At 72.1% G+C, this 14332-nt stretch carries 12 protein-coding genes; 6 read left to right on the top strand and 6 right to left on the bottom strand.

The window, feature by feature from the left end; all coding sequences use genetic code 11:
• The first annotated feature begins 42 nt into the window (after nt 1-42).
• The 3 genes from ABH941_RS22785 (at nt 43) to ABH941_RS22775 (ending at nt 3776) form a co-directional block, all read left to right on the top strand.
• The gene (locus ABH941_RS22785) at nt 43-717 is read left to right on the top strand and encodes a cysteine hydrolase (RefSeq protein WP_370131262.1); all 675 of its coding nucleotides are present in this window, start codon (nt 43-45) and stop codon (nt 715-717) included.
• Between the two features lie 69 nt (nt 718-786).
• Nucleotides 787-2418 (top strand): class I adenylate-forming enzyme family protein, encoded by a 1632-nt coding sequence (locus ABH941_RS22780; protein WP_370131261.1) that lies wholly within the window; start codon nt 787-789, stop codon nt 2416-2418.
• Between the two features lie 251 nt (nt 2419-2669).
• Nucleotides 2670-3776, top strand: coding sequence for an alpha/beta hydrolase (locus ABH941_RS22775; RefSeq protein ID WP_370131260.1), 1107 nt, complete (start codon nt 2670-2672; stop codon nt 3774-3776).
• Nucleotides 3777-3830: 54 nt separating this feature from the next.
• Here the strand turns inward: ABH941_RS22775 and ABH941_RS22770 are convergent, their stop codons facing one another.
• The gene (locus tag ABH941_RS22770; protein WP_370131259.1) at nt 3831-6053 is read right to left on the bottom strand and encodes a CDP-glycerol glycerophosphotransferase family protein; all 2223 of its coding nucleotides are present in this window, start codon (nt 6051-6053) and stop codon (nt 3831-3833) included.
• Between the two features lie 46 nt (nt 6054-6099).
• Entirely contained in the window at nt 6100-6510 is a 411-nt protein-coding gene (locus tag ABH941_RS22765) for an STAS domain-containing protein (RefSeq protein ID WP_370131258.1), read from the bottom strand.
• 234 nt (nt 6511-6744) lie between these two features.
• Between ABH941_RS22765 and ABH941_RS22760 the strand changes: the two genes are divergently transcribed.
• A complete protein-coding gene (locus tag ABH941_RS22760; protein WP_370131257.1) occupies nt 6745-7317 on the top strand; it encodes a sigma-70 family RNA polymerase sigma factor in 573 nt (190 codons plus the stop codon).
• A complete protein-coding gene (locus ABH941_RS22755; RefSeq protein ID WP_370131256.1) occupies nt 7314-8474 on the top strand; it encodes a zf-HC2 domain-containing protein in 1161 nt (386 codons plus the stop codon). The genes ABH941_RS22760 and ABH941_RS22755 overlap by 4 nt, the downstream gene beginning before the upstream one ends.
• 18 nt (nt 8475-8492) lie before the next feature.
• Here ABH941_RS22755 and purU read toward each other — a convergent pair whose 3' ends face one another.
• Nucleotides 8493-9362, bottom strand: a complete 870-nt coding sequence (gene purU / locus ABH941_RS22750) for a formyltetrahydrofolate deformylase (protein WP_370131255.1) — start codon at nt 9360-9362, stop codon at nt 8493-8495.
• A gap of 101 nt (nt 9363-9463) precedes the next feature.
• Complete coding sequence (locus ABH941_RS22745; RefSeq protein ID WP_370131253.1) at nt 9464-9973, bottom strand: hypothetical protein; 510 nt, start codon at nt 9971-9973, stop codon at nt 9464-9466.
• A gap of 158 nt (nt 9974-10131) precedes the next feature.
• Here ABH941_RS22745 and ABH941_RS22740 point away from each other — a divergent pair, with 158 nt between their 5' ends.
• Entirely contained in the window at nt 10132-11373 is a 1242-nt protein-coding gene (locus ABH941_RS22740; RefSeq protein ID WP_370131252.1) for an ABC transporter substrate-binding protein, read from the top strand.
• 21 nt (nt 11374-11394) lie between these two features.
• Here ABH941_RS22740 and ABH941_RS22735 read toward each other — a convergent pair whose 3' ends face one another.
• Together ABH941_RS22735 and ABH941_RS22730 are read right to left on the bottom strand one after the other, a co-directional pair.
• Nucleotides 11395-12537: a hypothetical protein gene (locus ABH941_RS22735; RefSeq protein ID WP_370131251.1), complete on the bottom strand. Its 1143-nt coding sequence runs from the start codon at nt 12535-12537 to the stop codon at nt 11395-11397.
• A gap of 183 nt (nt 12538-12720) precedes the next feature.
• Entirely contained in the window at nt 12721-14100 is a 1380-nt protein-coding gene (locus ABH941_RS22730) for a transcriptional regulator (protein WP_370131250.1), read from the bottom strand.
• Between the last annotated feature and the right edge of the window lie 232 nt (nt 14101-14332).

Raw genomic sequence — 14332 nt, 5'->3', positions numbered from 1 at the left:
TTCGGGCGGCAAGCGCCCGACCGAGTGGGAGGCGGGGACGGCATGGCGGATGCCAGGGAGCGGTTGGAACGCCTGCTCGACCCCGCCCGCAGCGCGCTGGTGACCTGCGAGTGTCAGAACGGGGTTCTGGGCGAGCAGGCCGTCTTTCCCGATCTCGCCGCGGCCGCCGAGAAGGCCGAGCTGGTCGGCCAGGTCCGCTCGCTGGTCGCGGCCGCCCGCGCCGCAGGCGTCCCGGTGGTGCACTGCACGGCGGTGCGACGGCCGGACGGGCTCGGCGCCAACGCCAATGCGCGGCTGTTCGCGGCCGCGGCACGGATCGCGGCGGCGCACCCGGGCGCAGCGCTCACGCCCGGGAGCGCGGCGGCCGAGCTGCACCCCGGCATCGGCGCGGACCCGGCACGCGACCTGGTCGTTCCCCGGCTGCACGGCCTCGGCCCGTTCCAGGACACCGGACTGGCCTCGGTCCTGCGCAACCTCGGCGCGAGCACGCTGGTCTGCGTGGGGGTGTCGGTCAACGTCGCGCTGCTGGAGCTGGCCTTCGGCGCGGTGGACGCGGGTTTCCAGGTCGTCCTGCCCCGCGACGCGGTGGCGGGCACGCCGCCCGAGTACGCCGAGGCGGTGCTGACGCACACCCTGGCGCTGGTCGCGAGCGTGACGGACAGCGCCGCCGTCGTCGGCCGATGGTCGCCCGAACCCCGGACGCCGCCCAGGGGTTGAGGGCCCGTCCCGCCACAGTTAGCCTCGTCACACATCTGACGATCAGTCAGGTCTCCAACGGGAGGTCCCATGCCCAGCATGCCCAGTACCGTCGCCGACGCCCGGACGTTCTGGGACCTGCTGGAGCGGCGGGTCACCGAGACACCCGACGCCCCGATGCTGATCCAGGAGGTCGACGCGCAGGCCGGGACCGACCGGGTGCTCACCTTCCGTGAGGTCCGCGACCGGGCGCTGCGGATCGCCGCCGGGCTGCAGGCCGAGTACGGCGTCGGCGAGGGCACACCCGTCGCCTGGCAGCTGCCCACCCGGATCGAGACGGTGCTGCTCTCGCTGGCCCTGGCCCGGCTCGGCGCCGTCCAGACGCCGATCATCGCCATCTACCGGGGCGCCGAGGTGGCACAGATCCTCCAGGAGGCCCGGCCCGCGCTGTATCTGACCCCGGGCAACTGGCGCGGCTTCGACTACACCGGCTTCGCCGAGAAGACCGGCAGCGCGCTGCCGCACCCGCCGCGCGTGGTCACCGCCTACGCCGAGTCCGACCTCCCGCTCGGCGACCCGGCCACCCTGCCGGCCCCGCCCCGGACCGACCTCTCCGACGAGCGGGCTCCGATCCGCTGGATCTACTACACCTCCGGCATCACCTCCGCCCCCAAGGGCGCCAAGCACACCGACCGCACCCTGATCGCGGGCGGCACCGGGCTCGCCGACGCCCTCGGCATGAGCCCCTCCGACGTCGGCTCGATCGCCTTCCCCTACGCACACATAGGCGGCCCGGACTATCTGGTCACCATGCTGGTGTACGGATTCCCGGCACTGCTGGTCGAGGTCTTCGCGCTGCCGGGGGCGCTCCCCGCGTACCGGCGCAACCGCGTCACCATGGCCGGCGGCTCCACCGCCTTCTACGCCGCCTTCCTCGCCGAGCAGCGCAAACTGCCGCCCGGCGAGCGGCTGCTGGCCGATCTGCGGATCATCTCCGGCGGTGGCGCCCCGCGCCCGCCGGAGATGTACCGGGAGGTGGCCGAGGAGCTGGGCTGCGTTCTGGCCCACGGCTACGGGATGACCGAGGTCCCGGCGATCTGCATGGGCTCCCCCACCGACACCCCGGAACAGCTCGCCTGCACCGAGGGGCATCCGGTCACCGGCTGCGAGGTCAGGGTGGTCCGCAGGGACGGCGACGAGGCCGCGATCGGAGAGGAGGGTGAGGTGTGGCTGCGCGGGCCGATGGTCTGCCGCGGCTACACCGATCCGGCGCTCACCGAGGAGGGCTTCGCCGTCGTCGACTCCGCCGGACCCTGGCTGCGCACCGGCGATCTGGGGTACGTCCGGGCCGACGAGCATGTGGTGCTCACCGGACGGCTCAAGGACATCATCATCCGCAAGGGTGAAAACATTTCGGCCAAGGAGATCGAGGACCTGATCTACCAGGACCCTCGGGTCGGCGCCGTAGCGGTGATCGGACTGCCCGACCCGGTCCGTGGTGAACGGGTCTGCGCGGTGGTCGAGCGCCGCCCCGGGGTGCGGCCGCCGACGCTGGAGGAGATCGCCGAACGGCTGCGTTCGGCGGGGCTGATGGCGCAGAAGATCCCGGAGCAGCTGGAGGTGGTGGACGCGCTTCCGCTCAACGAGACGCTGCGGAAGGTGCTGAAGCACCAGTTGCGCGACCTGTTCGCGGCGCTGCCCTGGCAGGATCCGCAGCGCTGAGGCAGTACGCAGGGTCACGTGCTACCCCGCCGGATGTCCGGGATGAAGGTCATCCGATCGTATGAGGCTCCCAGCGGGCATCCAGGTAGGCTCGTCTCAAGCGCGCGTCCCGGAATCGCCATGCGGCTGCGAAGAAGACCCCAGCAAGCAACCTGATGGCCTTGCGGTGCGTCTTCACCTGCGGATTCCGTCCAGCGGGGGCCTACCGGGGCCCTTGCCGACGACGGCGGGAGAATCCGGAAAGGTCAGCGATGAGTCTCACAGGTACGCCGTTCTTCGTCCTCACCATCCTCCTGGTCGTGGCAACCGTGGTAGGTCTGGTGACGGTCTGGAACCGGATACCGGGGCCGGCCCCGGCGAAGATCACCGCGAGGGTCGGCCTGATCGTCTTCAGCCAGTTCGCAGCGGTACTCATGGTCCTGGTGTTCGTGAACAACAAGATGGGGCCGTTCTACGACACCTGGGGCTCGTTGTTCGGCCAGAACGCGAGCGTGCAGATGACCGCGTCCGGAGGGGACAGCACCGGCGGCAGGGGCGGCACCGGGGCGAGCGAGGTCTCGGCGGAGAAGCTCACCTTCAGCAAGTACAACAACGACGTGCTCTCGGCGACCGCGGTCGGCCCCGCCTCACGGATCAAGGGCGACATCTATGTGTGGCTGCCCCCGCAGTACAACGAACCGGCATACGCGCACACCGACTTCCCGGTGCTGGAGCTGCTTCCGGGCACGCCCGGCACGCCCAAGGCCTGGTTCGGCAGCATGCACGCGGACACAGTGATGAAGACACTGATGAGCCAGGGCAAGGCCAAGCCCATGATCCTGGTCTCGGCGAAGCTGAACATGTTCGGCGGGAGCAGGGACTCGGGCTGCGTCAACCTGCCCGGCGGCTACCAGACCGCGACCTGGCTGGCCAAGGACGTCCCGACGCTGATTCAGCACAACTTCCGGGTGTCCAGGGACCCGAAGAACTGGGGTCTCGCGGGCTACTCGGCCGGCGGCTACTGCGCCGCCAACCTCACCGTCCAGTACCCGGAGGTCTTCCACGCCGGGGTGACCATGTCCGGCTACAACGCACCGGACGCCGCCGTGGTGCTCAAGGACCCCGCCCTGGCGGCCGCCAACAACCCGCTGCTGCTGCTGCAGAACATGAAGAAGCAGCCGGACATCGTGCTGATGGCCCAAGGCGTGCAGACCGACGGGCGCACGGTCGCGGACGCGAGGGCGCTGATCAAGGCGCTGCACACGCCGGGGACCAGCCAGCTGCTGACACTTTCCAGCGGCAGCCACGACACCACGACCTTCGCCAAGGAGATGACTCCGATGCTGACCTGGATGTCGAAGCAGATCACCGGGCACTGACCGGGGAGCTGACCTCCCGTCAGTCCCCTCGGCCCGTCGGTCCTGTGATTCCCGTCACTCCCGCCCCGCTGCCCCCGGGTCGACCGGCAGCACCGCACGGACCACGCGTTCGGCGGCGCCGCCGTCGTCCCAGGGGCAGAAGCGCTCCCGGAACGCCGCGCGCAGCTTGGCCGCGTCGGTGCCGGCGAAGCCGGCCGCCGAGCGGTCGGCCAGGACGGCGGTCAGGGCTTCCTGGGTGGTGGCGACCGGCCCGGGCGGCTGTTCCGTCAGGTCGAAGTACACCCCGCGGATGCGCTGGTAGTCGTCCCAGTCCGGGGCGAAGACCACCATCGGCCGGTCCAGCACCGCGTAGTCGAACATCACCGAGGAGTAGTCGGTGACCAGGACGTCGGCGGCGAGGCAGAGCTCCTCCACCGAGGGGTGCCCGGACACGTCCAGGATCCGTGCGCCCTCGCTCCCGTCGGCACCCGCGCCCGCACCGGCGGCGTCGGGTCGGGCGTAGAAGTAGTGGGTGCGCACCAGGAGCGTGTAGCCGGGGCCGAGCGCCGTCGCCAGCGCCTCGATGTCGAGGACGGAGACGTACTCCTGGTGCTGCTCCCGGTGGGTGGGTGCGTAGAGCACCGCGGTGCTGCCTGCCGGGACGCCGAGGCGCTCCCGGATCGCGGCGGTCTCCTCGGGGGTGGCGACGGCCAGCCGGTCGTTGCGGGGGTAGCCCGTCTCCAGCACCCGGTAGTCGCCCGGATAGGCCCGGCCGAAGGCCTCGGTGGAGTGCGGGTTGGGCGAGACCAGGTAGTCCCAGCGGGCCACATGCTCCAGCAGCAGGTCGAAGTCCATGCCGGCGGCGGCCTCGGGGCGGTCCCGCAGGTCCAGGCCGAGGTACTTCAGCGGGGTCCCGTGCTGGGTCTGGATGTGCACCGATCCGGGCCGCTTGACCCAGGTGTGCGGGAAGTTGACATTGTTGAACAGGTACTTCGCGGTGCACATCAGCTTCAGATAGGCGGGGGTGTTCTCCAGCACCCACGGCACGCCGGGCGGCATCGCCGCGCCCTGGGCCCTGGTCTGCACCACCCACACCCCGCGTACGGCGGGGGCGAGTTCGAGGGCCTTCTGGTAGATCGCCGCCGGGTTGCAGGCGTAGCCGCGGTACCAGTAGGCGGCGTAGACGGCGAGGTTCTCGTCCAGCGGGAGCCTGCGGTAGGCGGCGGAGAGGCCGTGCCTGGCGGTGCTGCGCACGGCGCGCCTGGCCAGCGGCACGCCCCGGCGGGCACTGCGGCGCACGGTGCGCGGAAGCGCCTGGAGCGGGCGCAGCCGCTGGTACGCGCCCCAGGCGTCGCGGTCGACCAGCCGGTACTGGACCCCGCGCAGCCCGCCCGGGTAGCTGTAGCCCCCGGGGCGGTGCCGTCGGAAGTGCGCCGAGGCGCGGTGGAAGAACTCCGCCCGCAGTTCGGCCGGGACCAGGCCCGGGGTGTCCAGCACGGTCACCGCCTGCTTCACGGTGCGGTCGAAGACCATGCGGCGCAGCGCGGCGGGGATCTCCGGGCGGCGGTCCAGGAAGGCGAAGATCGCGTCGTACTGGGCGAAGGCGTCGGCGTGCCGGGGCGAGGCGGTGTTGGTGATCGCGCCCTCGCGCTCGCGCCGGTAGAAGTAGAGCTCCTGCGGCAGCAGGCTGATCCGATCGGCGGCCAGCAGCAGCGGGTAGGTGACGGAGATGTCCTCGTAGAAGCCGTCGCCGAAGCGGACGTCCAGGCCGAGCAGGAAGTCGCGGCGGACCACCTTGTTCCAGGCCGAGAGGATCATGTTCAGCAGTGCCGGGCGCTCCGCGAGGGTGAGCGTCTCCGGAGCGTCCGCCATGGCGCCGCGCCAGGTGTCGGGTTCCACGCTGCCGTCGGGGTAGACCCGGGCGAAGCCGGTGACCAGCACGTCGGGGCGGCTTGCGGCCAGCCGCTCGGCGACGGCCCGCACCGCGCCGTCGGCCAGCCAGTCGTCGCTGTCGACGAACCAGACGTAGTCGCCGGTCGCCCGCTCCAGCCCGGCCTCGCGGGCGCCGCCCAGGCCGCGGTTGACGTCCAGGTGCAGCACGGTGAGCCGGGGGTCGCGGGCCGCGTACTCGTCCAGGATCGCGCCGCTGCGGTCCGGCGAGCAGTCGTCGACGGCGACCACCTGCAGCCCGGGGAGGTCGTCGGCGAGGACGGAGTCCAGGCAGCGCGGCAGGTAGTCGGCGACCCCGTACACCGGCAGGACGACGGAGAGGGAGACGGCGGTGGCGGGCGCGTTCACGAGTTGGCTTCTCACTCCAGGTCCGGTCCGGTCGAGCCCCCCGAGCCTACTGGGCGCCCCGCACGGCCTCGGACCGCCTGCCCCGGGGCAGATCGCCGACCGGACCGCTGGCCGAGGTCACGTCGGGGTGGATGTCGAACAGGCGTCGGATGCCCAGGGCGTTGAACACCCGGTGCACCTCCCTGCTGCCCTGGTTGTCGCGGGCGGCCGGGAGGATCAGCCGCAGCTCCCCCGAGCAGGAGCGCAGCAGCCGCCGGGCGGCGATCAGCACGCCGACGCCGCTGGAGTCGCAGAAGCGGACCTCGCTGAGGTCCAGCAGGATGCGGCGCCGACCGGACGCCACGGCGTGGTGCACCTGGTCGCGCACCACCGTGCCGGAGACCAGGTCGATCTCTCCGGCCACGCGCAGCAAGGTCCAGCTGTCGAGGGTCTCGGCCGTCACTGTCAGTGTGCTCACGCTGTGCCGCAATTCTCGGGTCGTTGGGACGGTGGATGGGGCGGAGGTGGCGACAGGGGACAGAAGTCCGGGAAAAACGGTCACCGGGTGTCCTTGACGAGTCATCAGGCTATCCGGAGGCGGCGACGGACGACAGCGGCAGTTTTGGTGAAGCGGCCTGCCACCGCACCGGGCCGCGCTAGGTTCGAACAGGGACACTCCACACTTTCCGAAGCCTGAGGAAGGGCGGTGCCCATGGCGACGTCGGCCCCGATCCGATGGGACCGCCAGATCCAGCGCCGCCTCGCCCGGGGCGAGGAGTCCGCGCTGGGCGAGCTGTACGACCAGTTCGCGCCGCTGGTACTCGGGTTGGCGAGCCGCGTGCTGGACGACTCCGAGGCCGCCGAGCAGGTGGTCCGGGACGTCTTCGCCCAGGTCTGGGAGCATCCGGCCGACTTCGACCCGGCCCAGGGCTCGATGCGCTCCTGGATCGGCACCCTCACCCACCGCCGCGCCGTCGAGGGACTGCGCCGGGACCAGGCGCTGGACGCGGACGCCGGGAACGGCAAGGAGGACCCGGCCGCCCCGCCGGAGTCCTCCAGCGTGGAGGAGCAGGTCCTCGCCGAAGCGACGGCGGCCCGGGTCCAGCACGTGGTGACCTCGCTCCCGCAAGCGCTCAGGGAGACCCTGGTGCTCACCTACTTCGGCGGCCGCACCTACCAGCAGGCCGCGCGCGAGCTCGGCATCAGCACGGCCACCGCCAAGCACCGGATGCGGCTCGGCCTCCAACTCCTCGCCACCGCCCTCTCATCGGAGCACACCTCATGAGCGCCCCGATACGGGAGAGCCGGCCGGACGGGCCGCCCGACCACGACACGCTGCGCGGGCTGCTCGGCGCCTGGGCCCTGGACGCCTGCCCCGCCGAGGAGGCCGCGCAGGTCCAGCAGCACCTGGCCGGCTGCCCCGGCTGCGCCGAGGAGGCCGGACGGCTGCGGGACGCAGCGGGCTGGCTCTCCGCCGACGAACCGCTGGACCCGGCTCCCACCCTGCGCACCCAGGTGCTGGCCCGCGCCCTCGCCCGGCGCGCGCCGGAGGTCGGCGTCCCCGACTACGCGGACGCCTTCGTCGCCGAGACGGCCCGGCTGGACGCGCTGCTGCGGGACCTCGGCGAGCTGGACTGGCTGGAGCACGCGGACCTGCCCTGGCACGGCGGCTCGGAGCGGATGCGGCCGGCCGAGGTGCTCTGCCATCTCGCGGCGGTCGACGGCGTGGTCTCCCGGGCGCTGGGACTGCCCGATCCGGTGCCCTCGCCCGACGGCGGCATCGACCTGGTGGAGCGCAGCACCCGGCTGACGGCACTGCAGCGCCGCCGCGGCCCGGAGACCGTACGGGCCTTCTGGCGCGAGCAGACCCGAGCCCTGGTCGAGACGGCAGCGCTGGCCGAGGCGGCCGGCCGGACCCCGCCGGCCGGGGATCTGCTGGTGGACTACGGCGCGTTCCGGCTGCCGCTGCGGGACGCCTTCGTGGACCGCGCCTTCGAGTGCTGGATCCACGCCGAGGACATCGCCGAAGCGGTGGGCTGGCCCTACGGGCCGCCGCGCGGAGTGCACATCCGGACCATGGTGGGGCTGGCGACCAGGCTGCTCCCCTACGCCCTGAGCGCCCTGCGTGACGCCGGTGCGGCCGCGCCGAGCGGACGGCAGGACGCGTCCTACGGCGATCCGCAGGGCATCAGAGCGGTGAAGCTGATCATCGAGGGCCGAGGCGAGAGCGAGTGGCTGGTGCCGCTGGAGGTCCCCGCCCCGGGCGCCGCGCCGCTGCCGGCCGACACCGAACCGGTGGCCACCGTCGCCATCGACGGCGTGGAGTTCTGCTTCCTGTGCGCGGCGCACCGCGATCCGGACCGGACCCCCCACGGCATCACCGGCGACCGCGGCGCCGCCCGCGACCTGCTGCACGCCGCCCGGCTGCTCTCGCGGCCCTGAGGCCGGCCGCCGGCGCCGCTAGGCGAAGACGACGGTGCGGGTGCCGTTGAGCAGGACGCGGTGCTCGGCGTGCCACTTCACCGCGCGGGCGAGCGCCTGGCACTCGGCGTCGCGGCCCAGCGCGACCAGTTGCTCGGGGGTGACGTCATGGCTGACCCGGACCACCTCCTGCTCGATGATCGGGCCCTCGTCCAGCTCGGCCGTCACATAGTGCGCGGTGGCGCCGATCAGCTTCACGCCCCGGGCGTGCGCCTGGTGGTAGGGCTTGGCGCCCTTGAAGCTCGGCAGGAACGAGTGGTGGATGTTGATCGCCCGCCCGGCCAGGGCCTTGCACAGGTCGTCCGAGAGCACCTGCATGTAGCGGGCCAGCACGACCAGGTCCACCTGCTCGGCGTCGACCAGCTCCAGCAGCGCCGCCTCGGCCTCGGCCTTGGTCGCGGCGGTCACCGGGATGTGGTGGAACGGGATGCCGTAGGAGGCGGCCAGGTCCTGGAAGTCGGTGTGGTTGGACACCACCCCGACCACGTCCACCGGCAGCGCCCCGGTGCTCGCCCGGAACAGCAGGTCGTTGAGGCAGTGGCCGAACTTGCTGACCAGCAGCAGGACCCGGGTCCGCTCGGCGGAGGGGTGGATCTGCCAGTCCATCCGGAAGGCGTCGCCGGTCGCGGCGAAGCTGGCCCGCAGCTTCTCCAGAGTCACCGGTGAATCGGCGGAGAAGTGCACCCGCATGAAGAACAGCCCGCTGGCGCCGTCCCCGAACTGCTGGCTGTCCAGAATGTTGCAGCCGGTCAGGAAGAGGTAGCTGGACACCGCGTGCACGATGCCCTGCTTGTCCGGGCAGGACAGGGTCAGTACGTACTGGCCCGTGCCGGGCTGCTGCTGTGACACCGGAGGCTGCCTCTCGTGCGGACTGCTGACGTGTTGGCTGCTGACGTGGGACTACTGACCGGACAGCGTGCCACAGACCGTCGGCCGCCCGACGACCCGTCTCACGCGACGACGCGGGTCAGGATGGACAGCACCTCCAGCGAGCGCGGCGGGACGTCCGGGTCCTCGCCGTCGTTCAGGGTCAGCCGGACGTGGGCGTCGTGGCAGGCGCGGACCGCCTCCGGCCAGCCGTGGTGCGCCAGGTACGCGGCGGAGGGGGCGTCCGGGCCGACCTGGTGCATGATCCGCAGCACCCGCAGCACCGCGGTGTCGACGAGGGCGGCCTCGGCCGAGTCGCGGACGATCGTCCCGACGTACTTCTCGGCGGACCAGCGGTCCAGCCAGGTGTCCTCGACCAGGCGGTAGACGGCGTCGGTGACGTCGCCGTAGCCCTCCCGGCCGTTGACCCAGCACTCCTGCTGGAAGGCGGGGTCGCCGAGCATGTGCAGGGCTGAGCGGACCCGGGCCCGCCAGCGCCACCAGGGGATGTCAGTGAGCGGCATGCCGCCCATAGTCCCGGAGCGGGGTGCCGTTCGAGAAGACTTTTCGGAACTGTGCTGCGAACCCTGCATGAGAATCGATCCTACGTTCCCATGACGCCTGCTGTTCCCAAGCCGTTGGTCGGGCGTTCCCGGGAGCGCCGTGCCGCCGTACACCGCTGCCCCGAAGCTTTCCCCCGAGCTACGTGGCGGGCCGACCGGAGCCCGCCCCCAGGGAGGGATACCGTGCCATGAGGTCCACCGGACGATCGAGCCGCACGGCAGCCGTAGCTGCGGGCACGGCCCTGCTCCTGGGTGGCCTGGCGGGCTGCGGAGGCGCCGCGGACGCCTCCGAGCACGACACCGGCGCGGTCACGGTGATGACCTGGGCGCCGGAGGAGGGCACCGTGGGCAGCCAGGCCGGGATACCGGCGCTGGCCACCGCGATCGCGAAGGACTTCAACGCCACCGGCGGGATCGGCGGGCACCAGGTCCAGGTGCTGACCTGTGACGAGCACAACACCAGCGCCGGAGCCGTCGACTGCGCGAACGAGGCGGTCGCCAGGAAGGCGGTGGCGGTGGTCGGCTCCTACAGCCAGTTCGGCAGCGACTTCATGCCGCTGCTGGAGTCGGCCGACATCCCCTACCTCGGCGGGTTCGGGCTGTCCGCCGAGGAGTTCAGCTCGATCTACTCCTATCCCGTCAACGGCGGCTACCGGACCCTGCTGGCCGGGAACGGAGAACAGCTGGTCCGGGCCGGCTGCCGGCGGGTCGCCGTGGTCCGTCCGCAGAGCCTCATCGGCGACACCATGCTGGGCTCGCTCAAGGCCGGGCTCTCCACCGGCCAGGTGACCACCGTGGACGTCCCGGTCAACTCCGGGCTCACCGGCTACACCGACGCGGCGGTCCGGGCCATCGGCGGCGACCAGCCCGGCAACTGCGTCACCACCGCCCTCGACCCGGCCTCCACGGCCACCTTCTTCGACGACTTCCGGCGGCAGGGCACCCAGCACACCCAGCTGTCCTCGGTCATCGGCAGCGTCCAGCAGTCGCTGGTGGACTCCACCGGCGGCGCGGGCGGCCCACTGCAGTCGCTGCTCGCCACCGGCTGGTACCCGCCGGACAGCAGCCCGGCGTGGAACACCCTGCACACCCTGGTCAAGACCTACGCCTTCACCGACAACCGGATCAACACCGCCGACCCGGGCGAGGAGACCACCTGGATCGCCTACGAGGTGCTGCGCAAGGTCGTCTCCGGGATGACCGGGCCGATCACGGCCAAGTCGGTGCGGATCGCGCTGGACTCCAGCGGGCCGATCGACACCGGCGGGCAGACCCCGCCGCTGTCCTGGGGCATCAACGACCAGCTGCCGCTGGCCACCGCGCCCCGGCTGGTGAACACCCGGGTGACCTTCCTGGGCGTGCGGAACGGGCAGCTCAGCGAGAGCACGTCGGGACTGCAGGATGTGCGTGCGCTGCTGCTGAAGCAGTAGCGCACGCTCCTGGGCGGAGTGTCAGAGCTCGGTCGCCGACAGCTTCGGCAGCCCGGTCTCCGCGGCGATGGCGTTCCAGAGCCGGGACGCCTTCGCCTTGGCGGTGCTCGCGGTGCCGCTGGCCTCGTCGGCGGCGTTGCGTCCGCCGTTCTTGGGCTTGTTGTTCTTCGCGCAGCTGCCCTTGGACTCGGCGGCCCAGGAGGCATAGTGGCTGTCGGCGCTCTCCGAGGCCTTCCAGCCCTGCCGCAGCGCCGTGACCAGCTCGGATCCGTTCTTCAACTGGTCCGTCTGCATGCTGCCCAGCTGGGTGACCAGCTGCTTGCGCAGCCCCGCCGCGGCGGTGAGGTTCTGCTGGGCCTGGTCCAGGTTCTGGCAGTGGGTGATGTCGTTCACCGCGCCGATCACGGCCGAACGACTGTGCGAGGCCGTGGCCAGTAGGTCGGACATGGCCTTGGCCTGCGCCTGGCCGGCCGAGACCGAGGCGCCGCTGCTCGCTCCGGAGCCGGCGGCCGCGGAGCTGCTGGTGCCGGCGGCTGTCGCGCCCTGGGACGAGCCGCTGCTGCCGACTGCGGCGGCGACCACGATGCCCACGACCGCGCAGCCGGCCACCACGGCGATGCCGATGCTGCGGTTGCTGAAACGGCGGGCCGGGCGGTCGTCGTGACCCTGGTGGTAACCGCCCTCGTTGTAACCGCCCTGGTCGTAGCCGTTCTGCTGGTACGCCTGGGTCGGGGCGCCGTAGCCGTTCTGGCCGTAGCCCTGCGTCTGGCCCTGGGCCTGCGGGTAGCCCTGCTGAGCGGGCTGGTACCCGTTGCCGTAGGTCGGCTGCTGCGGCTGCGGCGTGGCCGGGAACGGCGGCATGAACTGCGTCGAGGCCTCCTGCACCGGAGCGGCCGACTGCGCCTGGGGGCCGTAGCCCTGGTCCCCGTAGCCGACCTCGCCGTAGCCCGGCTCGCCGTACGCCGGCTCCCCGTAGTACTCCGGGTGTCCCTCGGGCTGCGCCTGCGTCGGGGCGTTCCACGGAAGCCCGTCCGGCGAGGAACGGATGATCTCGCCCGGCATGGTCTCCCCGGGCTGCCGCCCACCCGCGGGGCCACCGGCCGGTTCCGGTCTGAACAGGTCCTCAGGGGTCAGCTCGTCGTTGCTGGGGCGACGGAGATTCAACGCGCATCCTCACTTCGCCCGGTGGGCGGGCTGCTCTGCCCCCGCACCGGGGCGGGACCACTGGCCGGTTCCATGGCGCCGTGCTGTGACGATCCCATGGACAACAGCCCACGCTACCGGTTCACCCGGAAGTGTTGCTATGAACCCTCCGGTATTGACGGCACACCAGCGCCGCGGCATGCCTCAGGCCGCAGCCTCCGCCAGCGACCTCGCCTGGAACTCCCGCACCACGCGCTGCTCGCGGAAAGGCTCCAGCCTGCGCCGGAAGTCGTCGAGGTACTCCGCGCCGCGTGCCGACCGCAGGCCGGAGAGCAAGTCCACGGCGCGCGCGCCGGTTTCGCACGCCTGCTCCACGTCCTTCAGCTGCAGCTGCGCCGTGGCCAGCAGCACCAGGTCCACCGCACGGCGGCGCACCCGGGTCTCCGGATGGCCGCGCAGCGCCTCCTCGGCCTGCCGGGCGGACTGTCGGGGCTGCTCCAGATCCCGGTGGCAGTGCGCGAGTTCGTCGGCGAGGTAGGCGCCGTCGAAGTGGCCGATCCAGGCCGGGTCCTCGTCGGGGCGGCTGTGCTCCATCGCGTCGGTCGCGCGCGCGGCCACCGCGTCGCAGGATCGGGCGTCGCCGAGCAGGGCATGGCCGCGTGCCTCGGCGACGTAGAACATCGCCATCGCGGTGGGCGTGGCCGCGCCCCGCGCGCCCTCCTGGGCGGCGCGGGCGAGCTGGGAGATCTCCCGGGGGTTGCCCAGGGTGGCCGCGAGATGACTCATCGAGGCCGCCAGGACGTACCCCCCGTAGGCCCGGTCCCCCGCCGCCTGGGCCAGCCGCAGCGCCTGGATGTAGTACCGCTGGGCCAGGCCCGGCTGGCCGGTGTCGATGGCCATGTAGCCGGCCAGCTCGGTGAGTCGGGCCACGGCGGCGAACAGCGCCCGTCCGGTCTCCTCCCGGTACGAGCCGGAGAGCAGGCCGGAGACCACGCTGTTGAGGTAGTGCACCACGACCGGGCGGACGTGCCCGCTGCCGAACCGGTGGTCCAGCTCCACCAGCATCTCGGTGGTCGCCCGCACCGCCTCGACGTCCGCGAGCCCCACCCGGGGACCGCCGTTGCGGGCCACCTGCTCGTCGGGCCGGGTGATCAGCCAGTCGCGGCTGGGCTCCACCAGGGCCGAGGCGGCGACCGAGGTCCCGATCAGGAAGTCGCGCCGGCCCACGTCGCTGCGCCACAGCTCGCAGACCTGTTCGACGGCGCCGGAGAGGGTGGCCGAGAAGTGCAGTCCGATGCTGGAGGAGAGGTTGCGGCCGTCCGCCATGCCGATCTCCTCGACGGTGACGGACCGTCCGAGTTTGCGGCCGATGGCTTCGGCGATCACGGCCGGCGCCTGCCCGCGCGGCTGCTGGCCGCGCAGCCAACGGGCCACCGAGGTCTTGTCGTAGCGGAGGTCGAGCGCGTGTTCGGCACCGCAGAGGTTCACCCTCCGGGCCAGCCCGGCGTTCGAGCAGCCCGCCTCCTGGATCAACGCCTGGAGTCGTTCGTTGGGCTGTCGTGCGACCAGTGGTCTGGCGGCCATGGACGTGCCTCCCCCTCGGGCGTGGTGGTCACCCCGACAGGTCATCAGCATTCCCAGAAAAGGAGCACGTGAAGCCTGATCGGGCGTCAATCCCTTGCCATCGACGACAGGACGCCCTCAGGAGGTCGCCACAGCATGGCAATTGAGACATTCCGTCCAGGGTAGCCAGAGGTCTCCCCGGGGGGATACCCGCTACCTGCCCCGGGGCCCCCTGTGCGCCCCGTCCGTGCAC

It is taken from the genome of Streptacidiphilus sp. EB103A (assembly GCF_041261405.1).
Classification (GTDB): Bacteria; Actinomycetota; Actinomycetes; order Streptomycetales; family Streptomycetaceae; genus Streptacidiphilus.
Note: the sequence above shows the minus strand (reverse complement) of the source record. Positions and strands in the feature narration are given on the sequence as shown.

Bases quoted from the DNA above. Each gene is read 5' to 3' on its own strand.
- ABH941_RS22785 (WP_370131262.1), top strand. From the start codon at position 43: ATGGCGGATGCCAGGGAGCGGTTGGAACGCCTGCTCGACCCCGCCCGC.
- ABH941_RS22780 (WP_370131261.1), top strand. From the start codon at position 787: ATGCCCAGCATGCCCAGTACCGTCGCCGACGCCCGGACGTTCTGGGAC.
- ABH941_RS22775 (WP_370131260.1), top strand. From the start codon at position 2,670: ATGAGTCTCACAGGTACGCCGTTCTTCGTCCTCACCATCCTCCTGGTC.
- ABH941_RS22760 (WP_370131257.1), top strand. From the start codon at position 6,745: ATGGCGACGTCGGCCCCGATCCGATGGGACCGCCAGATCCAGCGCCGC.
- ABH941_RS22755 (WP_370131256.1), top strand. From the start codon at position 7,314: ATGAGCGCCCCGATACGGGAGAGCCGGCCGGACGGGCCGCCCGACCAC.
- ABH941_RS22745 (WP_370131253.1), bottom strand. From the start codon at position 9,973: ATGCAGGGTTCGCAGCACAGTTCCGAAAAGTCTTCTCGAACGGCACCC.
- ABH941_RS22740 (WP_370131252.1), top strand. From the start codon at position 10,132: ATGAGGTCCACCGGACGATCGAGCCGCACGGCAGCCGTAGCTGCGGGC.
- ABH941_RS22730 (WP_370131250.1), bottom strand. From the start codon at position 14,100: ATGGCCGCCAGACCACTGGTCGCACGACAGCCCAACGAACGACTCCAG.